Source organism: Aquimarina mytili, assembly GCF_016735115.1.
In the GTDB taxonomy this organism is placed as follows: Bacteria; Bacteroidota; Bacteroidia; order Flavobacteriales; family Flavobacteriaceae; genus Aquimarina; species Aquimarina mytili.
In genome coordinates this window covers 1-20659 of record NZ_JAERQJ010000002.1, presented here as the reverse complement: position 1 = coordinate 20659, position 20659 = coordinate 1, and the positions used below count along the sequence as shown (strand labels likewise).

Below are 20659 nucleotides of genomic sequence, written 5' to 3'. Positions count from 1 at the left end.
GTATTAAATTTAAAAGGAATGAACTAAATAAAAACGTATTTGTTATCAAATATAATTTTCTAAGTAGTTTCTGTATTTGAAAGCGCAGCTTTAAAGCCTTCATCTATAGTAATTTTTGTAGCATCGGCTAAATGACTATAAAAAACAGCCATCCCCGACATCGCAATCACCTCAAGAATTTCAGCTTTAGAAAATCCAAGTGCTTGTAACTTTTCAAAATCCTCTTTACTTGATGTATTAGGGTGTTTAGATAATCGCACTGCAAAATCAATCGCTGCTTTATCTTTTGGATCATCAGAATCTGGTAACGTATGACTATTTACTAAATATTCTATTTGCTCTGGCAATGCCCCCATACTAAAACAAAATACTTGATGAGCAGTTTCACAATAGTTGCATTTTTTCAAAGACGATATTGCAATCATAATCATCTCTTTTAACCTGCGATCCAATACACCACTACCTAGTATATATTTCATAGCAGGTACTATGCCTTGAAGCGCCGTAGCGTTATATCCCCATATCTGAAAAAAGTGAGGAACAAAAGGAGCCCCTAGTTCTTCTTTAATGGTTTCGAATGTAGTTTTTAATTCTGGTGTAATTGTCGGATTATCAATAAGTGTACTGATCGTTTTCATAGCAAATCAATTTCGGTTGGCTTCTTTATAAAGGTACTAAATGATTTAATAGCGTATAGCCGTCTAAAGTGGAAAGTTTTTACGGTAAAAGCCTTGTAATCCCTTGGTTTTTGACAATCAAATCCAGCACAAAAGTATGTATTACTATGCTTTGAAAATACCTTATGATATCCAATAAATGATGCTAAATTTTAATAAATTATATTTATTACCAAAAGGATAATCTTATATTTAATGTTTAAAAACCAACATCATGTCATATTACAAAACAACATTATTTCGTTTATTATTGGGGAGTGCGACATTACTATTCTTTAATTCGTGTAAGACAGATACTGGCTATGCCGATTTAAAAGCTGCACTAACCCTGTATGCATCTTTTGATCAAGGAGTTGATGCTGATTTTGCCTTAGGGGATAAACATTTATATACGGTGCCTAATCGCAAAGCCAGAGATTCTGCGCAAGTAGGTTTGCACAAACCGGATATACAAATCAATAAAGGTAAAGGACGTTTTGGTGATGGATTGTTATTTACAGAGCGTAGCAAAGGGTATATTTATTATCCTAGTAAAGACAATATTAGTTACAACACTACAGATTGGAGCGGTGCCATATCATTTTGGTTACAGTTAGATCCTGCCACCGATCTAGAACCGGGTTATTGCGACCCCATACAGATCACTGATGTAAGTTACAATGATGCCGCAATATGGGTAGATTTCACCAAAGAAAACCCTAGAGATTTTAGATTAGGAGTTATCGGTGATCGTAATGTTTGGAACCCCAATCCAAAAGGACCCGACAATGAAAACCCCATCTTTAATAAAAAACTAACAGGAGTTAAAAATCCTCCTTTTGGTAGCGACGTTTGGACTCATATCCTGATTAATTTTTCAAACCTTAATACCCCACAAGGAAAAGCTTCATTATATATGAATGGTGAACTCAAAGGAACACGATCCAACATCACTACCCCATTTACTTGGGATCTAGAATTATCAAACATTTATCTTGGATTAGGATATATAGGGATGATGGATGAACTTTCTATTTTTAATCGAAGTCTAACCGATCCAGAGATTAAAACACTCTATACTTTAGAAAATGGAGTGCATAGCATCTTAAACTAAAAAAAATATTTAATTAGATTGTAGTCATGAATCGTGATCTGAAAACATACCTACAACTTCTATGGCAATCTATTCTTTTTTGGGCGGTTGTCATGGCAGTATTTTCAATATTCAGATATTATGGGCTAGATGAAGAAGTTGGCTTTACTGTAATTGAAAAATATAGTGGAACTCAAGGAACCATTCGAGCTTTGATAGGGTTTACAAGTATTGGGATTTTGATTGGCTTTATATATGCCACCATAGATTTCTTTTTTGAAAAATTTGTATCGACCAGGCTATTACTGGTTTATAACCTAATGATTAGAACATTCCTGTATTTTACAATGACTATAGGTGTATTTACAATAGTTATGGAGTTTTTTTCTGGTATCTACGATTTAGACCTAGATACAGGTCGGGGATGGTGGAAAGAGAACAAATCCTTTTGGGCAACAATCTTATACATTGTAATGGTCTCTTTTGTGTTTTCGTTTATTAAAATTGCTACCGAAAAATTTGGGAAAGGCGTTTTTCTAAAAATGCTTTTAGGTAAATATAAAAACCCGCAAGAAGAGAGACGTATTTTTATGTTTTTAGACCTAAAAGACTCGACTACAATTGCCGAAAACCTTGGGCATTTTAAGTATAGTCAGTTTATTCAGGATTGTTTTTATGACCTTAATGAAGTTGTGCCAAAATATGATGCAGAAATCTATCAATATGTTGGTGATGAAGCGGTGCTAAGCTGGCCCTATAAAAAAGGATTGGCCAATAACAATTGCATCGATTTATTCTTTGCCTTTCAGCAGAAGAAACAAAGTAAATCGCAATATTATCTTGATAAATACGGAATTGTTCCAGAGTTTAAAGCAGGTTTGCATGGTGGCACCCTGATGGTGACTGAAGTGGGCGTAATTAAAAAAGAAATAGCATATCACGGGGATGTGATCAACACTTCTGCTCGCATCCAGGCCGAATGTAATAAGCATCATGTATTGCTTCTTATTTCAGAAAAGTTATTAAAAGACCTAAAAATCAGTAAACACCTATCTTCAACATTTTTGGGGAGTGTCTTACTAAAAGGAAAACAAGAAAAAGTAAATATCCATACGATAAATATGGTGTAATATTTCAGGCTTCAAGAACCTCACCGTTCACATTGCAGGGGCTGAAGTTCTCGAAGCCCTGTTCTATTCTTGCTACACTTCTCCTAAAGTCGAAGCATCAGAATTGCGGTTTTAAAACCAATTACATTTCTTAATAAAATACTGACGATCAAACACCTAATAATCACCTTCAAAAATTGTGAATATCTATTTCTTGAAGCCGACCTCTAGCCTATTCGTATCGCATATATTTGCCCTCCTAAAATAAAACAAAATATGAGCGCAATTTGGTACGAATGTAAAGTAAAGTATAGAAAAACTGATGATTCTGGAGTACAACGAATGACTACAGAACCTTATTTAGTAGATGCAATATCATATACAGAAGCCGAAAGCAGAATTAACGAAGAGATGTCGGCCTATATTAGCGACGAGTTTAAAATCACAAATATAAAGGTTGCAAATTATGCAGAAATTCATCCTTTCGAAAATTCGGATCGTTGGTTCAAATCCAAAGTTTCTTTGATCGCCTATGATGAAGAAAGCGGAAAAGAAAGAAAATCGAATATGTATCTTTTAGTACAAGCTAACGATGTCAAAGAAGCTTTTGATAACACCAATCAAATGATGAGTGGTACCATGGGAGACTATACCATACCCGCTATTGCCGAATCTCCAATCATGGATGTATTTCCTTATTTTTCTGGTGAAGAAGGAGATGTTGAAAGAATAGAACGATTTAATACCCTTAAAGACTCTGTTCCTGTTCAAGAGACTGAAGAGATTCAAGAAGTTGAAGAGGTTACCGAAGTACTGGAAGCTACAGAAGATGATGTTATAGAGGAAACAGCGACAGAAACTGAAGAAACGGTGGAAACACCTGAAACCTTTGATCTCATCGAAGAAGATACATCGTATGCTCAGGTGCATTATGAGGAAGAGGAATAATATCCCTTCTGTGCACAACGGCAAATAACAATAAAAAAGAGAGCTTATGCATGAGCTCTCTTTTTTATTTGGGATATGTTATAAAAGGGGCATTTACCGGTCAAAAAAAAGGGATAAACCCATGGTAATGCGGTTATTATGTGTTATTTTTAGTAGACCGTAAAATGGCATTTCTAATCAAAGAAAATCCTTATGAGAAGTACTACTACTAAAAATCATAAGACTACGCATCCGGAAACTTCTAAGACATTCTTTAATAAGAGTTCTGAAAAAAGCTTTTTTTCTAAATCTAAAGAAGCTGAATCTCCTTTTTTTGGCACTTCAAAAATTCAGGCAAAGCTAAAGGTTGGACAACCCAATGATAGATATGAAAAAGAAGCCGATGCTGTTGCAGATCAGGTTGTAAACCGAAGTAGTCCTAAAAATGGGATTTCCAAAACAATTCAAAGAAAATGTGACACCTGTGATAATGAAGAACAGATCCAGGAAAAGAAAGAAACATACCCTGTTATTCATAGAAAACCCATTTTTGAAAGCGATTCTGAATCAAAAGAAGGGGCAATACAAGCCCAACCAATACATGATCAAATACAATTGAGCCAGGATCTGGAAAGCAAGCTCCAAAGTACACATGGAAAAGGAACACCTTTATCCAAGGAAACTCGTGCCGAAATGGAAACAGGATTTGGAGCCAATTTTAGCAATGTACGAATCCATAACGATGCACATGCGGCTCAAATGAATAAGGAGCTTGGTGCTCGGGCTTTTACGCATGGATCTGATATTTATTTCAATCAAGGACAATTTAATAGTTCTAGCAAAGAAGGAAAAAAACTATTGGCTCATGAGTTGACTCATACCATTCAACAAGGTAGCGTAGCTACGAATCACCCAACGGTGATGAAATCTAATGGTCTTTCGGGTACAAATGTAATCCAAAAAAATGATGCTGCTTTTGAAGCAGGTACAGGATTAAGTACCGCACTCACTTCGGGCACGATGACGGCAGATACCATTATGGGTACTACCGTAACAGCAGATAACTGCCGTGGCCTGTTTGGTTGTAATGTTGGATTTAACTTTGCTAAAGCCTATAAAGGAACGTATCCCTATGCAGCAGCCGGTAGGGATGTTAGAGGGATTTATGTGAAGATACAAAGTGTATATGACCATAATATTTGTGGCAGTTGTGATCAAATTCGATTTATTCAAGTCTTGCGATATTTTAAAAAAGGAACTACAGGTGAAATCATAACAGATGAGCCAACAACTCCTACAAGAAAAGAAAGGGCGGGATGGGACGATCCGGATGCACCATCAAGAGGATGGGCCATAGACAGAGTAGGATCTGCAAAAAGACCTTTTTATGGAGAATCAGACTCTGGAACTACAGGATCAAGTACTCAAATTGGCTCCCCTTCTCAACCAGCGATACTTCGCGATGCTCCAGGTCACTGGACAAGCATACGAAACCATGGAAAAGAGTTTCAAACATTTTTAGTTTGTGAAACATCTGGAGGAAATCGAAAAACCATTGCCGGAGTAACTTGGGGATATTATATTGATAATTCAGGAACAATAAACTTTAGACCAGCAACCCCAATAGCGACTTGTGGGGCTACTCAAGAATTACAAGATTCAGCTACAAGATGGGATGCTATTGCAGGGAATCAAGCCACAGGAATTGATTTTGCCACAGAATCTCCTGTAGATCATGAAGGCACTCGCAGTATTCTTTGGTTTGATAATGACTCTGTAAGTCTTAGAAATGATAGTACTATTAATTCGAATACACATTATGATATAGCCAATAGAAGAATAAGACAGCATATACTAGCTACGATGCCATATTCTCAAATTATTATTCATGGATACTCGAGTCAAGATGGAAACCGAAGATATAATATGGATTTATCAGAAAGAAGGGCAAACGCCATCAGAGCTCGATTAATTAGTGAGGGTATCCCCGCGCATATGATCGTTGTTCAAAAACATGGAGAAGATAATAGTTATTCACCTGAAGATCTTAACAGACGTGTAGAAATTGAAACGACCCGATTCTTGGGCCCCTTACTACCACCCCACCTTCAACCTGGCGGTGGAATGTTAGGACCGCTAGGACCATGAATATGATTCATATGTAAATGCCCCTAAGATGAAATATGTCGTAATTTCTTTAATTTCTCTTTTTCTGATTCAGAAAAGATGTATAAATTCAGAAAAAATAATGGATTCAACTTTGATCGATCAATTACATAATGCTATTAACGCCAAAACTATGGCTTGTGATATTAATGAAGTGATTGATATCAAACCCTTAATAAATACGTGTGATAAAAAAGATCGCTTGAGTCTAGAACATGCAGACTTTGCTCCAGATCCAGATGATCAGGATTTATATACCGATATAAAACAGGCTTCAGAAGTAGCCTATTGGAAGGTTAAACACCCTACCGAAGCAAAAATAATTGGACTTTGCTGGTATACCGATGGTACTATCAAACTTTTTAAGGCTATTGTTTTACCGCCTTGATATTAGATCTCACCCTTCCCTTCGACTACACTCAGGGTTCGGCTTTGATATATGATGTGGGCTTCGAGAGCCTCAGCCCTCACTGTACTTCTCCTACATATACCCAATAGCCGTGTTCTTTGGTAAACATAGAATGTTCATGGATCACTTGCAACGCACCCTGCTCATAATAAAATGCTTTAAACGCTACAGTGCCTTTGGTATCTTTTGGCATACCTTCAGAAGTATGCAGTACTTCTAGTTTTACCCACTGTACAGATTTAGCCCAGCATACTATAGATTTCTTTTCTTTAGATGAGGGTCTGGTGGTACTATGATGGCTTTTCTGTAAATAATCGCCTTTAGCCAATACAAAGGCGCTATACCGCGATCGCATTAGGTCTTCGGCAGTAGCTACAGAAGTAATATCCTCATGAATTTTGCCACAACAAGATGCATACGATATCGCTCTTCCACAATAGCAACTAGTCATGAGCGGTATCGGTATTATTTTGTTGATTCATTTTTTGTACTAAAGCTTTCAAACGTGCTGCCCGGGCTTCTTTCTCTTTTCTGATTTTATTCTTTTTGCGATTCATCAGTTTGGCATGCTTCGCTTTATTTTGTGTATTCTTTTCTTTCCCTTTTTTTGCCATAGGTTATGTTATTAGTAGTATACGACACCTACTTATTTTGCCCTTAGATATACTAAACCCCTTGTGCACTTAAAAAAGCTATTCTCGATAGCTCTACTGGGCCTGTCGAAGTACATTTTGTTTTCATTGCATTACAACAAAGCACACGAATTGATGCTTTTCTTCGTCGTATTAACAGGTATAATGACTATTATTTTGTTATCAAATTGATCTTTCTAGTGCCTAAAAGACATAAGATGAAGTTTTACATCTTCCATGGTTTCTTTGGTAACCATATAATCCTGACCCATTAGATTAATTTTGCATTTGCCTTCTACAGCGCAGAGTCCGGAGATGTGACTGGGATTGATATAATGCAAGGTGCCTTTGTTATCCATTATTTCCATAAATTCCATAATTGACAAATTTTAAGAGTTATACATATTCATAGTATAAGATAAGAAATCCTCTTGAAAAATTCTCTATGATCAATTCGAAAAATGGACTATATGTTTAGTCTTAACAAAAAAGGACTAGGGTCAAATACATTTAACCCAGATCGTACTACTCTAAAACAGAAACGGAGACAGGCACTACCTCTACCTGCTGTTCTTGTTCTTTGAGTTGCTCTTTAGGTAAATCACGTGTTAACCACCCGCTTCTGCCCGCAGTTGCAATCGCATAAGGAGTAATCCAAAACAAGGTAAACGCATAAAAAACACTATATGGGTACGCCCATAATGACTCAGCTACATTGTGTTTTTTGGCATAAAAGAATGCTTGAATACTCGAAAACACCAGTATACTCAATAATGTAGAGCTAAAAAACAACAACGGATAGGTGCTGATAAAAAAGATCATTAACAGCATTGCCGGATAAGCCATTATCATTTTCAACCATTGGTTTAAAAGCAGTACTCTGGTCCCGGTTTTAGATCCTTTTCTAAAGTTGGTAAAGGCAAATCTACTCATAGCGATATTCTCGCGGATATTGCTGCGCTCCCAACGGATAAACATTTTGTATAGGTTTTTATAACGCTCAGGGATATTGGTATAGACATAGGCCTTGCGCTGAAACAACACCTTATAGCCTTGTTTTAAAATCATATTGGTCATGGCGCGGTCCTCTCCTATTTTTGAGACTTGCCCCATAAAAGTTTGATTGATCCATGCTTCTCGACATTTAAAAACAGCCGTTCTACGATATGCCGACAACGCTCCTGGTGTACACAATACAGAACCTAAGGCACTTTGTGCAGAACGTATAAATTCAAAACTAAAAGCAAAACTTACATTAAGCATACGTGGGATCAATGCTTTTTCGCGATTTAGAACACGTACATTACCGGCTACAGCCCCACAATCCTTGTTAACTACAAATGGCGAAGCCATAATACGCAGTGTATCTGTTTTTACGATAGAATCACTATCTACAGTGATCAGCACCTCTCCGGTTGCCAGATTAAACCCACGGTATAAGGCATGACGTTTTCCTCTGTTTTCGGGTTGTTGGTATATCGATACACGATCCCCCAACTCTGCTTTGGCGCGTTGCATCCATTGCCAGGTATCATCCTGGCTACCATCATCAATAGATATAATTTGTAATTTTTCTTGTGGATAATCACTTTCGGCAAGGCTATGCAAGGTTTTGTACACCAACTCTCCCTCGTTATAGGCCGGTACGATTACGGTGCATAGTGGTAACTCTTGATCAGATACCGGTGCAATGGTTTTATATCGTAGATATAGCGCGAGTATATAAATGATAAAACTGATCTTTACTGCTAATAGTAGGATCCCTGTGGTCATTAGAGCAATACCCCAGGAGGTATTCATACGTTCGAGGTGAATTTCTTCAAAATAGGGTTGTAAAAAATAAAACAGCGATGCGGCACCAAATAGCAGTAGAAAAGTTGCTATTAAAATAAACGATGATGAAGCATTTGCAATGAATTTTTCTAAACGATCAATAGATATTGATGTTGTGGTCGCCTTACTAGATGTTGATCCTTTCATGAAAGTTTTCTTAATTCCTTCTCAGAACCACCAATATTGATACCATTTTTAAAACGCTATGAATAACAAGGGGTTATCAAAAACCCTCAAAAACAAAAGTGTGTATAATATCCACACTTGAGGGTAATTTCCCCACTTTTTTGTGTGGATTTTTAATAGTAATTGCTATTAATACATTTATTAATCTTCTCCAAAAACATATTTACGAACAATAGTTTGAGTAATAGGTTTTAGCTTATTTCCATTTGTTGGGTGTATTCCTTTTGAATTAAAAAACTCAATCTTCCCTTCTGTTTTATCATACCAAACCTTGGCTTTCCCATTATTATCAAAGAAAATAGAATTCGTATCTACTTCAATCTTTTCAAATTCATTTAATAAAACTGTATCTAATGGGATAATCTTAGGATTATGGCTTTGTGGACAAACTACTAGTATATAATTGTATTTGGACCATGTCATACAATCTTTTTGTTGTGTATTAAAACTAAAGACTATTATTACCATAATTAATGAAATAACTCCAAAACCAAGTAACAATTTTATTATCAGTTTGATTTTATTCTTTCTTACAAAATCTTCATATCCTTCATATCCTAAATATTGACATAAATATTCAATAATATCAGGTTGGGGTTCATCAATAACACCCATTTTTTCTTCAATGTATTTTTCATAATATCTCGTAAAAGTTCTATAGCTGATAACCCTATCAGGGTAATCTTTTTCAATTCTTTTGGAAATATGTGTTGCTAAACCAGTCTTTGATCTATTAGAGGTTTCTTTTTTTGCTTTTTCGAAAGCCAATTTGACTACTTTGATAATCATATTATCAGTTATTTAGGTCTTAAAGTTACAAATTTAAGATGGACATGTATTCCCAAACCTACTATAAACAAAGGGTGTCTATACTTTGTGCGAAACAAGTCCATAGTGTGTCCACAGCATTTTCTCAAATCTTTATTTCATTTGTCTCATCGAATTGGTAATCATCCTTTTCTGTACAACTAGGATTAATGTACAATATCAATTCAAGACTGGAAATACAAGACAGGATCTGTGAATTGATCTGGGAAGTAAAATAAGCTCTTCTTGTCTAGTTGTTTCCAAACAACTTCCCAAAAGTGAAGAGGCGCCTCTTCACATTTCAAAGTAATGCTGTATGGCAATTTATCCTCTGGGGTTAAATCCCGGACAGCCACAGCTATGTCCAATTTTAAATTTTAGAAATTATGCGTAAAGCAATTATAATATTAGTAGTCGTTTTGTTTAACATGTCATTATTTTCTTGTACAACCTCAGATTTATCTGAAGAAATCGGTATCGAAGAATTAGCTACCGAGGGTGAAGAAGGAGTTGTTGTACCTGATGATGATGATGAATAAACAAATGTTCAATTCATAGAGATCAAAACCGCACCATATTAGTGCGGTTTTGATATTTTTAGTACTTTCAATATATGAAAGTAACCTGCCTTAAATATAGTGCTCTTGTCTTACTATTTTATTCATTATTCTTTACCTCTTGTTCGGATAGAAACAATTCTATTGTCGAGACAAAAAGCTCTAGAATTGATAGTATATCCGAATACTATCAAAATGCTAGGAACAAGTCCAAAACTCTACAGCAGCGCATAAAATCAATTGATTCGGCTTATGAATTATCTATAAATGTCAACATCGATTCGTTAGAAAAAAAATCCCTTTCCTATAAAATTACTTTGCACAACAAAGCTAAACAATACGACAGTGTTCTTTTTTATGGTAGAGTATTACTGGCAAAGGCATTAAATACAAAAGACACGATAATGCTTTCACGAGCTAATTTTAAAATTGGGAACTACTTCTATAAGGCATCAAAACTGGATAGTGCTTACTTTTACTTAAACCGTTCTAAAAATTATCACCTTTCAATAAAAGAATATTCTAATGCTGGTAAAAGATTATTAACAATGGCAACGATACAGCATAAAAAGGGAGACTTCATCGGTAGTGAGGTTACCTCAATTGAAGCGTTAGAGTATTTAGATCCAGAACTCGATAAAAAACATATAGCCTCTTTGTATAATACATTAGCCATTAGCTCAAATAGACAAAACAATTATAATGAATCTATCTACTGGTATAATAAGGCAATTTCAGAGACTAGAAATCAAACGGATAGGCTTATCTACAAGAATAATTTAGCAACTGTGTATTCAAAAAATAACAACTTTGAAAAAGCCATTGGCCTACTCTCTAAGTTATCTATTGACACATTAACCATTAATAGAAAAGAAAAAGCCAGAATCCATGATAACTTAGCGTACATTAAATGGTTGGAGAATAAAAATTACAATGCTCTGGACGAACTAAACCACAATCTTAAGATACGTTTGAGTGAAAATGATTTTTCTGGTCAATTTGCCAGTTATGTCCATTTAATAGAGTATCATAAAAACCTTAAACAAGATAAAATTGCTATTCAGTATGCTAATAATGCGTATGAAACAGCAAAAAAAATAAATGGTGCGAAATCCAAAGTAGAGGCCCTCTCCTATCTCATTCAATTGGAAAAAAATCCGAAGAAAGTTGCAATTGAATATCAAAGATTAACCGATAGTATTAATGTTGCTAGACTACAAGCAAAACACCAATTCGCTAAAATAAAATACGATACCGAAAAGAATCGAGAAAAAGTTCTTGAACTAAAGGCTCAAACGGCAGAACAAGATTTAAAACTTGCCAAAGAAACGTCTAGGAGAAACATTCTTATTCTTATCTCATCAATATTGATAATTATAGTAATATCGGTCTTCCTGATCTGGAAACAGCGAATTAAAACTGCTCGTTTAGAAGAACGTCATGACACCAACAATAGGTTATCAAAAAAGTTACATGATGAGGTAGGAAATAATCTTTATTATCTACTATTACAACTACAAAAGGTTTCTGGTTTTAAAAATGATCAGGAAAACCTTAAGATACTTAAGGGGTTTGATACCGTATATCATAAGATTAGAGATTTTTCTAGGGATAATAAGGTAGAAACCGGAGAAGAATACGGCGATGAACTACTAACATTGTTAGATTCTTACGGTGATGATCAAACCAAAATAATTACAAGTGAATTAGAAACAAGCTTTTGGACAGAGGTATCACCACTCAAAAAAGGAGAACTGTATTTGGTGCTAAAAGAGCTACTTACCAATATGAAAAGGCATAGCAAAGCAAGTATTGTAGCTATTACCTTTACAAAAGAAAAGAAAAAAATTAAAGTAAACTATATAGACAATGGTGTAGGCATGAATCTGAATAAATTAGTTTCAAAAAATGGACTAAAGAATGTGGAAAACCGCATAAAAGACATTAACGGAACCATTACTTTTGACTCAAAACCACAAGAAGGTTTTAAAGCAACTATTGTTTTTACGCCATAATTTGAATAAAATATGTTTACTAAAATTTTGATTGCCGAAGATGAGGATAGTGACAATTTAGGTATTGTTTCTGCTGTTAACGAATTTACCGAAGCCCATGTTGATACGGCTCAGTTCTGTGACAAAACACTGCTTAAAATAAAAGAAGCTAAACAAAAGGAGATCCCTTATGATTTGTTAATCACTGACCTCTCTTTTGCTCTAGATTATAAAAAACATCACATCACTACAGGAAAACAGCTTATCGAGGAAGTAAAAAAGGTACAACCTGATATTAAGATTATTGTCTTTACTGGAGAAAAGAAACCTGCGATCATCAAATCCTTTTTTACAAATCATAAAATCGATGGATATGTTTGTAAAGGCTTATATGGATTAACTCAACTTGTACAAGCTATTACGGCTGTAGATCAGAACAATATATACACCTGCCCGGTATCTAAAGATGCATTGCATCAAAAAAATGTATTACAACTGGAGCAATATGAAATACAGCTTCTAAAATTACTGACACAAGGATATAAACATGAAGAAATAAGTCAATATTTGGTAGAAAATAATATTGAGCCCAGTAGCAAACGATCTGTAGAAGATCGTATACGAAAATTAAGAGATGATTTTAACGCAAAAACTAATGTACAACTTGTATATACCGTAAATCAATTAGGTCTAATAGATTAAACTATCGTTAAATAATCTTAAAACGCTATCCCTTGTGAGTTTCCACAAGGGATTCTTTTTGTGTAATAGTAAGTTTAGTCATTATTAATTTTAAAATTTTTAAAAATGTCAAAAAAACCAATCGGTACAACTGCAAGAACTGGACAAAATTGTCCAGAGTCAGGAATTTGGAAAGTGGTAGGCACTCCAACAACAACTGCACCAATAGCTAAAGGAAATAGAATGCCTCCATATGGTGGCAAAGCTGTTACCTGGAAACTTACTCAATATGCTTAATCAAATAATTTAAAGTTAGGATCAAAATAAAGTTTATTTTGGGATAACAAGCTATGTAGACCTGACAGGTTTTTAAAACCTGTCAGGTCTCTACTTTTTAAAACATTTTGATCCTATGTGGAAAACCACAAGGAATTGGTCTTTAAGGTTGGTAAGTTTGGATTGTATTAACCTTAAAACTTAGAAAACTATGGAATATAAAGTTGTGCCATTTGTCGCTTCAATTGGTAATAAAGGAACCTCTAATCAAGCTGCAAATCAATTAGAAGACCTAATTCAAAATCATGCAAATCAGGGTTGGAAATATGTTAGACTGGAAAGCTTAATAACTTTTGTGCAACCAGAAAGTGGATGTTTTGGCTTTGGGGCTAGACCTGGATATACTACATCAAGACAGATGATAGTATTTAGCAAATAGCAGTATATCATGAAATGGATCCTTGTAATTACTATTCAACTCTATTGGTACTTAATTCCAGAGTCAAAAAGAAGAAGGTGCATTTTTAGAAAGTCTTGTTCAATTTATGTATATGAGGAAACCTTAAAAAAAGGCTTGATATCAGGACTAAGTGCATTACGCTATAGATATCAGAATTGTAGAAGTGGTTTCATCGTTTTTGAAGATCCCATAAGTGATAAGAAACTTATGTTATTACCTAACCAACAAATTATAGAAGAAAAAGAAATCGCTGAAAGATTAATTCGTAAAAACTAATAAGATGACAAAGAAAACAGTACCAGTAAAACCTCATAGAAGGTCCACTCCTTCACCAACACCTAGACCTAATCCCAATAAGCCAAAACCTGGTCCAAAGACGGTTCCTGTAAAACCCCATAGAAGAAAACCTCCTAAGTAAAACCGAAATGGCATTCAAATACAACAAAAGAATAAAATTAGGCAAGGGATTTGGGTTAAATGTAAATAAATCTGGCATTACACCCAGTTATAGAACCAAACGAGGGTCTTTAAGTTCTAAAGGGTACTCCTTAAGAACAGGAATTCCGGGTTTGACCTATAGAAAATCTTTCAAGAAATCAAAAGGAAGTGGATGTCTTATCCTTCTATTGATACTGTCCTCAAGTACTTTCCTATTCATCATAATAATTAACCAATACAACTAAAAATGAAAAATATTTTAACCCTTATACTAATCGGGTTCGTATTAACCTTATTTAATGCATGTTCTAAAAGTGAAGATAATACTACTATAGAAGATATAAACACTGATTCATCGATAGGTTGTAGAGATACTAACTGTGCAAATTACACATCGGAAGCAGCCGCACAAGCAGCTTTTGACGCGGATCCAGAATGCAGAAACGATTTAGATCGAGATAACGATGGAATTGCCTGTGAAGAACCTGGTAATAGTGTAAAAAATTGTGCCTCAACATCTAATTGTGGTTGCTCAAATAAAAGAAAAGCTGAATGTGAAAACGATCCATGCTGTAGATGGGTTGTAGGTGAAGGTTGTAAATGCAGTTAAATACTAATTCTAAATCAATTATATGGAAAATTATACTATCTCAGCTGAACTAAAAAGTCATTTTTTAAGACTATATAAAATGGCATTATCCGATGACGATTTTGACGTCCTTGAACTAAATATGCTCTATCATTTTGCTGAAGAAAGAGGCATCCCCAAAGAAGAACTCGAAAAATTATTACTCAACCCAATAGATCATGAATCTGCCATTCCAGAAAGTTTAAGTGAACGTATTGAATATCTCTACGATTTATCACGAATGATCTGGGCTGATGAAAAAATAACAGAAGATGAACGGAATACACTTAAAAAGTATTGTAGAAAGTTTGAGTTTTTAGAAGAAAATATCGAAGAGCTTACTGAGTACCTTTTGGACTGTGCACAAAAAGGAATAAAAGTGGAGGAAATCATTAACCAAATAAATGCTTGACCTATGGAATCTATAAAAAAGTTATTTGCCCTTAAAAAATCAGAATTCAAAGCGAAGATTTCTGATAATGAAGATGAAGAAGACAGAGAACAAATAAGAATTACCTACTATCAAAGTGGTTATGGAGCATCAAAAAAAGCATCAGGTAATCCGGTCGTATTAAGAACGGGATTACATAACCTATACAATAGTTTCGAAGATCAATGCAGAAAACAATTGGCAGAACAGCAACGTTTAAAGCAACCTTATAAAGAAGAACAAGAACGACAAAGAACCGAACTCAAGAAAAGAGAAACTGCTATTTCTATCTATCATGAACAAGAAAAAAGTATAAATGCCAATATTGATACTAAAAAATTTGAAATGGTAGATGTAAAACAGAACCCTGACAATTATGGAATTGATGTAGATAAAAGACCCAAAGCCCAGTTCTATATTGGTTTATTATTATTAATCCCAATAACCATTTATCTGTTCGTATTTTACATATCTGCTTCTTATTCAGGTTTTTTTAAAGACTTTGAAACCGATAGTGTAGCTGCCGCCATTTTTGATGCAAATGCTTTTAGTAAAGCTATCTCACACGGTTTATTAGAAGCTATTTTTGTAGGAACCCTTCCTTTTGCCTTTATGGGACTTGGCTATTTGATACATATGTTCCAAAAAAATAAAGGTAAGTTATCGTTTATAAAGATCACCGCCTTGTTTCTATTAACCTTTGTTTTTGATGTTATTCTAGCATACTTAATAGAAAGAAAAATATTCTTGTATGATGCTGTACTTGGTGAAAAGTTCACTCCAGAATTAGCAATTAAAAGTGTCAACTTTTGGGGGATTATTTTTGCGGGATTCGTTGTATACATTATTTGGGGATTGGTGTTTGATTTTGTGATGCATGAGTATGAAAATTTAGATAAAATCAAAGCTTTCATTAGAGTAAAAAAAGAAGAGTTAAAAAACCTGCTATTAAAAAGAATAGAACTTCAAGAAAGCATGGATAAGATAAAACAGCAAATAACTTCTATTAAAGGAAAAATAGCAGAATTACAGTCAAAAATAGATGGGTTTGTTTTTCCAGTAAAAGAATACCTTCATTATCATTATCAATACAAAGAAGGTTGGTATCAAGCAATAAGTGCAGAACTGGCATTACCTCACAAAGAAAAAGACGAATTATTAAATAGATGTGAAGAAGTAGCAAAGATGCATTTATCAGAACACAATATGAATGAAATGGATTTTCAACACTTGTTATTTACAAAAAATTAGAATCATGAAATATATCTATAATTGCATAGTACTCATAGTCCTTTCAGTTCTATTGCTATCCAGTGCATGTGAACAAAAGAGTGACAAAACGACTATTAAGAAGCCACAAGAAAGATTAGAGAAATCCGAAAAAGCCAACAATCTCAACATCAGTTTTCTGCTGGATCTTTCTGATCGAATAAATCCTCAAAAATATCCTAATCCGTCTATGGATTATTACAAAAGAGATGCAGCATATATAAAATCGGTTGCAGAGGCTTTTGAGGGTCATTTAAGAACAAAAAGAGTTAGAACCATGAACGATAAAATTCAACTTTTTTTTGATCCAGAACCTTTAAACCAAGAGATAAATGCCCTTTCAAATAACTTAAAATTCGAGGTGACTAAAGATAATGCTTCAACTCAATTACTTGAAAAAGTTCTAGATGCATATTCAACCAAACCAATTGAAGTTTATAGTCTGGCTATTAAAGATGACAAATACATTGGCTCAGATACATGGAAATTCTTCAAAAATAAAGCTATAGATTATTGTATTGAAGATGGTTTTAGAAATGTATTAGTGGTATTGACTGATGGTTATATTTATCACAATAATACAAAGATTAGAGAAGGTAATCTAACTACATATCTTACTCCACAGGATATTAGAAGTTTTAAGCTTACTTCATCGAACTGGAAGATCAGATTAGAAAAAGAAAAATTTGGATTTATTCCTGCTACAGATGACTTATCAAACTTAGAAGTTCTTGTTTTAGGTATTAATCCAGATCAAAAAAACCCTTTCGAAGAAGATATAATTATGACCTATTGGAGCAATTGGTTAAACGCCATGAAAGTAAAACGATTTGAACTCAAGAATGCTGACCTACCATCTAATATGGATAAACTAATTAAAGATTTTATACTTGACAAATGAATAAGTTAGTATTAATATTGTTATTAATCTCGGCATCTTATCAATGTAATTCTCAAAGTACAGAAACGAGTCTTTACCTTAGAGAAGAACTGGTAAGACAAAGAGATGATTTACTTAAACAAGCAAAAGAAATACAAGCAAGAATTGATGCTATAGATAAAAAGTTAGGTACAAAAACACAATCATCAAATACGGTTCAATATTTTACAAAAACTGCAAAGTACAATGATGGCAGCTATTCTAGATCAATAGAAAGTGAACGTAGCAGGCAATATAAAACAAAAACTACTAAAACATATCATCGTGGTCCAAGAGGTGGTTGTTACTATATAAATTCTAATGGTAATAAGACCTATGTTGCTAGAAGTATGTGTAACTAGTCAATTATAATCTATGACTTTAATCAACTGAAAACTAAACACATGATTATAAAATACACCAAGTACTTATTTATATCTTTTTGCTTTTTATCATTTGTTTCTGATCAAAAGGTTCCTAAGGAATTCTTTGCCAAAGTGATTGGGGTTAAAGATGGAGATACTATAGAGGTTTTATATAAAAAAGAACCCATTATTATTCGGTTAGAACATATCGACTGCCCAGAGAAAAAACAACCCTTTGGACAAAAAGCAAAACAATTTACGTCAGATTTTTGTTTTGGTAAAAAAGTAAAGGTTATCTCTAAAGGCAAATTTGATAGGTACCGCAGACTCATCGCTGTTATTGAGTATAAAAACAAAAGTTTAAACAAAGAATTAGTTTCAAATGGATATGCGTTACACTTTAAAAAATATTCAAAAGATTCTGCATATAGCGATTTAGAAGATCAAGCTAGACTTCATAAAAAAGGAATGTGGTCTCAAGAAAAATTAATAGAACCATGGCTATTTCGTAAAAGAAAGACAGTGAAGAAAAAGAAAATAACTCAATAGAGCATAACATATATGATTATAAAACTACCCAACCATGAAAAAAATAGTATTAATATCAATAGCACTTCTCTCCTATTCTGTCTATAGCCAAGAGGAAAAAAAAGAATACAAAAAAGATGAGAAACAGGTTTATATCTGTAATAGCATGAAAAGCGAACGCTATCATTACAAGAAAGATTGTAGAGCTATTCAAAAATGTCAAGATACGATTGTAAAAATTTTACTTAAAAAAGCCAGAAATATCTATGGAAGAACTGTTTGTGGATTTGAAACTCATGTGGAGAGCTCTTCTCGATCAAAAAATTAGTTATAATACCTCCCCCACCACATAAAATCGACCATCGGCACTCCACACCCGACCTGCGGTACTTTTTATCGACCTGCGGCACCCCTAACCTAGTCTGCGTGGGGTGGTGACCCGCCTGCGCGGTACTTTTATCGATCTGCGGTATACTGGCAGTGGCCTGCGCAGGGTGAAAAGAAACCCGCGGACTCAGGTGAGACGTCCGCGCGGTGCGGAAACCCCAACCCAGTGCGCGGGCCAGTTATAATGCAAGTTTTACTAAATTAGCTGGAGTTCGAATTAAGAAAAATGCCTGAAACAAACTAAATGTTCGATAATTAGCTCTTTTCAGTTTCCTCTCCCCCTGGGAGAGGACTAAGGTGAGGGTTTTGATGTGAAAACCCCCTCATCCTAACTCCACTGCTTGGTCTCGCTCATCGCTATCGCGCTGTCGTCCAAGGAGAAGGGACTCTAATACATCCTAAAAAACTTATAGCGGTAATTCTCATACCAAACTCAAGTTAAAACTACTTGCGTTTATATCGGCTGATATAGCCTTTATACCGCTCGGGATTTTTTCTAAACACATACTTACCCGTTTCTCTGATCTCATCGATCGCTTCTTTAAGGTGGGTATACGCCCGATCTCTAATGTCTTTGGCTTTAGAGTTGTCTAAGGTCGCACCATTGGCCTTGGCTAATAGTTCGGCCAGATCATCAGACTGCTGCGCGGCCAGATCCAAACGTGTAAGGTCGTAGTTGATCGCTTCGAGCTCTGGGATATTGGCTTTACCCAAAACACTAATATCCATAAGATCCTGGATCATATCGGCATCGCCTTCTCCATCGGTAATGGCACGTACACGAGCCAATAGGTCGGGGCGTTTACGAAACGCAAACCGCAGATCGGCCAGCAGGTCGTTTCTAAACTCGTAGGCTTTTGGGGATTCTTCGCGCCAGGCTTTGGCAGCCTCTTCCTTGCTGTAGCGTTCTTTCATCCATACTGCTTGTGCATATCGGCATGCCCCGGTACGAATGGGTAGATCCAGTACAAACTGTTTCCAGTTTAGTCCTTTACCCTTTAATTCTTTTTTGTCTTCCTGTGCCCAGATAAACAGATTTTCGGCCTCTTGCAACATGGTGTCTACAGGTGTTGTAGGTGCTTTTACTACATCCAATGGTACATTTTCGAGTACCGGTAACTTTGTGTCATAATTTTCTTTTGACATTTTTCTAAGGTTTTTTTAATCTGTAGAGGTATGTGTATAAAAGCTGTTCTCGATACATCCCGATTACCATCGGGACACTCGAACTGACGTTTTTATACACATTCTCCCACAGATATATGGTTTATAAATAATTGAACCGCAATGATAGTATATGCTAGTTTCATTTTTCGGGACTGGGGTTTATTATGGCATAGGTTGAGGCCCTCGAAACCGAAGGCCGTATACTCACCCTTCGACCCTTCGAGAGCCTCAGGGTACTCAGGGTACTCAGGGTACTCAGGGTACTCAGGGTACTCAGGGTTCGGAGGATCAATAAAATTTAAGCTTTCGTGGGGACTGAGGCTCTCGAAGTCCCAAGTACGCAATCTTGAATATAAAACCCGAATATGGTGATTTCGAGAACCTCAACCACCATATTCTAAATCCCGATACGCCATCGATAACCCAGGTAACGCTTCCAAATCCCCCCTCATCAACGCCTCTTTCTTTGCCCTACTCCATCCTTGTACTTGTTTTGTAATCCAAAAGCGTCAGTTCGAGTGCTTCGACGCAAGGAGAAGTGTATCGAGAACAATTTTTTGGTTTTTAAAACCTATTCTCGATACATCTCGATTATCATCGAGACACTCCTTTAGATTTGCATTTAAATTTTTTATATTTTAAAGAACGGAAAAGGTACACTATCTATACACTCTAAGTTTTTAAACTTATACATTCGATTCAGACCTTTTCCGTTCAGTTATAAACTCAAATAGAAATTAGG

The 20659-nt window shown here is 35.2% G+C and carries 26 protein-coding genes and 1 pseudogene; 20 read left to right on the top strand and 7 right to left on the bottom strand.

Annotation, left to right across the window (positions count from 1 at the left end; genetic code table 11):
- Positions 1-59 precede the first annotated feature (59 nt).
- A complete protein-coding gene (locus JJQ60_RS04875) occupies positions 60-638 on the bottom strand; it encodes a carboxymuconolactone decarboxylase family protein (RefSeq protein WP_201917282.1) in 579 nt (192 codons plus the stop codon).
- 253 nt (positions 639-891) lie between these two features.
- On the opposite strand from JJQ60_RS04875, the gene JJQ60_RS04870 reads away from it, so the two are divergent.
- The 5 genes and pseudogenes from JJQ60_RS04870 (at position 892) to JJQ60_RS04850 (ending at position 6339) form a co-directional block, all read left to right on the top strand.
- Positions 892-1770 (top strand): LamG-like jellyroll fold domain-containing protein, encoded by an 879-nt coding sequence (locus JJQ60_RS04870; protein WP_201917280.1) that lies wholly within the window; start codon positions 892-894, stop codon positions 1768-1770.
- Between the two features lie 26 nt (positions 1771-1796).
- Entirely contained in the window at positions 1797-2879 is a 1083-nt protein-coding gene (locus JJQ60_RS04865) for an adenylate/guanylate cyclase domain-containing protein (RefSeq protein WP_201917278.1), read from the top strand.
- 255 nt (positions 2880-3134) lie between these two features.
- Positions 3135-3668, top strand: a pseudogene (locus tag JJQ60_RS04860) (DUF4494 domain-containing protein); the annotation flags it as partial.
- Between the two features lie 330 nt (positions 3669-3998).
- The gene (locus JJQ60_RS04855) at positions 3999-5933 is read left to right on the top strand and encodes an eCIS core domain-containing protein (RefSeq protein ID WP_201917274.1); all 1935 of its coding nucleotides are present in this window, start codon (positions 3999-4001) and stop codon (positions 5931-5933) included.
- Between the two features lie 100 nt (positions 5934-6033).
- The gene (locus tag JJQ60_RS04850) at positions 6034-6339 is read left to right on the top strand and encodes a hypothetical protein (protein ID WP_201917272.1); all 306 of its coding nucleotides are present in this window, start codon (positions 6034-6036) and stop codon (positions 6337-6339) included.
- Between the two features lie 79 nt (positions 6340-6418).
- Here the strand turns inward: JJQ60_RS04850 and JJQ60_RS04845 are convergent, their stop codons facing one another.
- From JJQ60_RS04845 to JJQ60_RS04825, 5 genes are all read right to left on the bottom strand, one after another.
- On the bottom strand, positions 6419-6811 hold the full coding sequence (locus JJQ60_RS04845; protein WP_201917270.1) for a YchJ family protein: 393 nt from the start codon (positions 6809-6811) through the stop codon (positions 6419-6421).
- Positions 6804-6974: a hypothetical protein gene (locus JJQ60_RS04840; RefSeq protein ID WP_201917268.1), complete on the bottom strand. Its 171-nt coding sequence runs from the start codon at positions 6972-6974 to the stop codon at positions 6804-6806. The genes JJQ60_RS04845 and JJQ60_RS04840 overlap by 8 nt, the downstream gene beginning before the upstream one ends.
- A gap of 215 nt (positions 6975-7189) precedes the next feature.
- Positions 7190-7369, bottom strand: coding sequence for a hypothetical protein (locus JJQ60_RS04835; RefSeq protein WP_201917266.1), 180 nt, complete (start codon positions 7367-7369; stop codon positions 7190-7192).
- A 148-nt stretch (positions 7370-7517) separates the two neighbouring features.
- On the bottom strand, positions 7518-8972 hold the full coding sequence (locus JJQ60_RS04830; protein ID WP_201917264.1) for a glycosyltransferase: 1455 nt from the start codon (positions 8970-8972) through the stop codon (positions 7518-7520).
- Positions 8973-9152: 180 nt separating this feature from the next.
- Entirely contained in the window at positions 9153-9800 is a 648-nt protein-coding gene (locus JJQ60_RS04825) for a hypothetical protein (protein WP_201917262.1), read from the bottom strand.
- 404 nt (positions 9801-10204) lie between these two features.
- On the opposite strand from JJQ60_RS04825, the gene JJQ60_RS04820 reads away from it, so the two are divergent.
- The 15 genes from JJQ60_RS04820 to JJQ60_RS04750 all read left to right on the top strand — a co-directional run bounded on the left by JJQ60_RS04820 (position 10205) and on the right by JJQ60_RS04750 (position 18691).
- Positions 10205-10357, top strand: coding sequence for a hypothetical protein (locus JJQ60_RS04820; RefSeq protein ID WP_201917260.1), 153 nt, complete (start codon positions 10205-10207; stop codon positions 10355-10357).
- 74 nt (positions 10358-10431) lie between these two features.
- Positions 10432-12390, top strand: a complete 1959-nt coding sequence (locus JJQ60_RS04815; protein WP_201917258.1) for a tetratricopeptide repeat-containing sensor histidine kinase — start codon at positions 10432-10434, stop codon at positions 12388-12390.
- Positions 12391-12402: 12 nt separating this feature from the next.
- Entirely contained in the window at positions 12403-13071 is a 669-nt protein-coding gene (locus JJQ60_RS04810; RefSeq protein ID WP_201917256.1) for a response regulator transcription factor, read from the top strand.
- A 105-nt stretch (positions 13072-13176) separates the two neighbouring features.
- On the top strand, positions 13177-13347 hold the full coding sequence (locus JJQ60_RS04805; RefSeq protein WP_201917254.1) for a hypothetical protein: 171 nt from the start codon (positions 13177-13179) through the stop codon (positions 13345-13347).
- A 190-nt stretch (positions 13348-13537) separates the two neighbouring features.
- Positions 13538-13765: a DUF4177 domain-containing protein gene (locus JJQ60_RS04800; RefSeq protein WP_201917252.1), complete on the top strand. Its 228-nt coding sequence runs from the start codon at positions 13538-13540 to the stop codon at positions 13763-13765.
- 9 nt (positions 13766-13774) lie between these two features.
- Complete coding sequence (yidD, locus tag JJQ60_RS04795) at positions 13775-14062, top strand: membrane protein insertion efficiency factor YidD (RefSeq protein ID WP_201917250.1); 288 nt, start codon at positions 13775-13777, stop codon at positions 14060-14062.
- 4 nt (positions 14063-14066) lie between these two features.
- Entirely contained in the window at positions 14067-14204 is a 138-nt protein-coding gene (locus JJQ60_RS04790) for a hypothetical protein (RefSeq protein ID WP_201917248.1), read from the top strand.
- A 7-nt stretch (positions 14205-14211) separates the two neighbouring features.
- On the top strand, positions 14212-14469 hold the full coding sequence (locus JJQ60_RS22370; RefSeq protein WP_201917246.1) for a DUF4236 domain-containing protein: 258 nt from the start codon (positions 14212-14214) through the stop codon (positions 14467-14469).
- Positions 14470-14471: 2 nt separating this feature from the next.
- On the top strand, positions 14472-14834 hold the full coding sequence (locus JJQ60_RS04780; RefSeq protein ID WP_201917244.1) for an excalibur calcium-binding domain-containing protein: 363 nt from the start codon (positions 14472-14474) through the stop codon (positions 14832-14834).
- A 79-nt stretch (positions 14835-14913) separates the two neighbouring features.
- Positions 14914-15264 carry a hypothetical protein gene (locus JJQ60_RS04775; RefSeq protein ID WP_236669045.1) on the top strand — a complete coding sequence of 117 codons (351 nt, stop codon included), beginning with the start codon at positions 14914-14916 and terminating at the stop codon, positions 15262-15264.
- A gap of 3 nt (positions 15265-15267) precedes the next feature.
- Positions 15268-16533, top strand: a complete 1266-nt coding sequence (locus tag JJQ60_RS04770) for an ABC transporter permease (RefSeq protein ID WP_201917240.1) — start codon at positions 15268-15270, stop codon at positions 16531-16533.
- Positions 16534-16537: 4 nt separating this feature from the next.
- Positions 16538-17452, top strand: coding sequence for a hypothetical protein (locus JJQ60_RS04765; RefSeq protein WP_201917238.1), 915 nt, complete (start codon positions 16538-16540; stop codon positions 17450-17452).
- Entirely contained in the window at positions 17449-17832 is a 384-nt protein-coding gene (locus JJQ60_RS04760; protein ID WP_201917236.1) for a hypothetical protein, read from the top strand. The genes JJQ60_RS04765 and JJQ60_RS04760 overlap by 4 nt, the downstream gene beginning before the upstream one ends.
- A gap of 42 nt (positions 17833-17874) precedes the next feature.
- A complete protein-coding gene (locus JJQ60_RS04755) occupies positions 17875-18384 on the top strand; it encodes a thermonuclease family protein (protein WP_201917234.1) in 510 nt (169 codons plus the stop codon).
- A gap of 34 nt (positions 18385-18418) precedes the next feature.
- Positions 18419-18691, top strand: a complete 273-nt coding sequence (locus tag JJQ60_RS04750; protein ID WP_201917232.1) for a hypothetical protein — start codon at positions 18419-18421, stop codon at positions 18689-18691.
- A gap of 503 nt (positions 18692-19194) precedes the next feature.
- Here JJQ60_RS04750 and JJQ60_RS04745 read toward each other — a convergent pair.
- On the bottom strand, positions 19195-19896 hold the full coding sequence (locus JJQ60_RS04745; protein ID WP_201917230.1) for a hypothetical protein: 702 nt from the start codon (positions 19894-19896) through the stop codon (positions 19195-19197).
- Between the last annotated feature and the right edge of the window lie 763 nt (positions 19897-20659).

Bases quoted from the DNA above. Each gene is read 5' to 3' on its own strand.
- JJQ60_RS04765 (WP_201917238.1), top strand. From the start codon at position 16,538: ATGAAATATATCTATAATTGCATAGTACTCATAGTCCTTTCAGTTCTA.
- JJQ60_RS04755 (WP_201917234.1), top strand. From the start codon at position 17,875: ATGATTATAAAATACACCAAGTACTTATTTATATCTTTTTGCTTTTTA.
- JJQ60_RS04790 (WP_201917248.1), top strand. From the start codon at position 14,067: ATGACAAAGAAAACAGTACCAGTAAAACCTCATAGAAGGTCCACTCCT.
- JJQ60_RS04810 (WP_201917256.1), top strand. From the start codon at position 12,403: ATGTTTACTAAAATTTTGATTGCCGAAGATGAGGATAGTGACAATTTA.
- JJQ60_RS04750 (WP_201917232.1), top strand. From the start codon at position 18,419: ATGAAAAAAATAGTATTAATATCAATAGCACTTCTCTCCTATTCTGTC.
- JJQ60_RS04845 (WP_201917270.1), bottom strand. From the start codon at position 6,811: ATGACTAGTTGCTATTGTGGAAGAGCGATATCGTATGCATCTTGTTGT.
- JJQ60_RS04850 (WP_201917272.1), top strand. From the start codon at position 6,034: ATGGATTCAACTTTGATCGATCAATTACATAATGCTATTAACGCCAAA.
- JJQ60_RS04835 (WP_201917266.1), bottom strand. From the start codon at position 7,369: ATGGAATTTATGGAAATAATGGATAACAAAGGCACCTTGCATTATATC.
- JJQ60_RS04745 (WP_201917230.1), bottom strand. From the start codon at position 19,896: ATGTCAAAAGAAAATTATGACACAAAGTTACCGGTACTCGAAAATGTA.
- JJQ60_RS04770 (WP_201917240.1), top strand. From the start codon at position 15,268: ATGGAATCTATAAAAAAGTTATTTGCCCTTAAAAAATCAGAATTCAAA.
- JJQ60_RS04875 (WP_201917282.1), bottom strand. From the start codon at position 638: ATGAAAACGATCAGTACACTTATTGATAATCCGACAATTACACCAGAA.
- JJQ60_RS04825 (WP_201917262.1), bottom strand. From the start codon at position 9,800: ATGATTATCAAAGTAGTCAAATTGGCTTTCGAAAAAGCAAAAAAAGAA.
- JJQ60_RS04780 (WP_201917244.1), top strand. From the start codon at position 14,472: ATGAAAAATATTTTAACCCTTATACTAATCGGGTTCGTATTAACCTTA.
- yidD (WP_201917250.1), top strand. From the start codon at position 13,775: ATGAAATGGATCCTTGTAATTACTATTCAACTCTATTGGTACTTAATT.
- JJQ60_RS22370 (WP_201917246.1), top strand. From the start codon at position 14,212: ATGGCATTCAAATACAACAAAAGAATAAAATTAGGCAAGGGATTTGGG.
- JJQ60_RS04820 (WP_201917260.1), top strand. From the start codon at position 10,205: ATGCGTAAAGCAATTATAATATTAGTAGTCGTTTTGTTTAACATGTCA.
- JJQ60_RS04830 (WP_201917264.1), bottom strand. From the start codon at position 8,972: ATGAAAGGATCAACATCTAGTAAGGCGACCACAACATCAATATCTATT.
- JJQ60_RS04805 (WP_201917254.1), top strand. From the start codon at position 13,177: ATGTCAAAAAAACCAATCGGTACAACTGCAAGAACTGGACAAAATTGT.
- JJQ60_RS04855 (WP_201917274.1), top strand. From the start codon at position 3,999: ATGAGAAGTACTACTACTAAAAATCATAAGACTACGCATCCGGAAACT.
- JJQ60_RS04865 (WP_201917278.1), top strand. From the start codon at position 1,797: ATGAATCGTGATCTGAAAACATACCTACAACTTCTATGGCAATCTATT.
- JJQ60_RS04760 (WP_201917236.1), top strand. From the start codon at position 17,449: ATGAATAAGTTAGTATTAATATTGTTATTAATCTCGGCATCTTATCAA.
- JJQ60_RS04840 (WP_201917268.1), bottom strand. From the start codon at position 6,974: ATGGCAAAAAAAGGGAAAGAAAAGAATACACAAAATAAAGCGAAGCAT.
- JJQ60_RS04870 (WP_201917280.1), top strand. From the start codon at position 892: ATGTCATATTACAAAACAACATTATTTCGTTTATTATTGGGGAGTGCG.
- JJQ60_RS04815 (WP_201917258.1), top strand. From the start codon at position 10,432: ATGAAAGTAACCTGCCTTAAATATAGTGCTCTTGTCTTACTATTTTAT.
- JJQ60_RS04800 (WP_201917252.1), top strand. From the start codon at position 13,538: ATGGAATATAAAGTTGTGCCATTTGTCGCTTCAATTGGTAATAAAGGA.
- JJQ60_RS04775 (WP_236669045.1), top strand. From the start codon at position 14,914: ATGGCATTATCCGATGACGATTTTGACGTCCTTGAACTAAATATGCTC.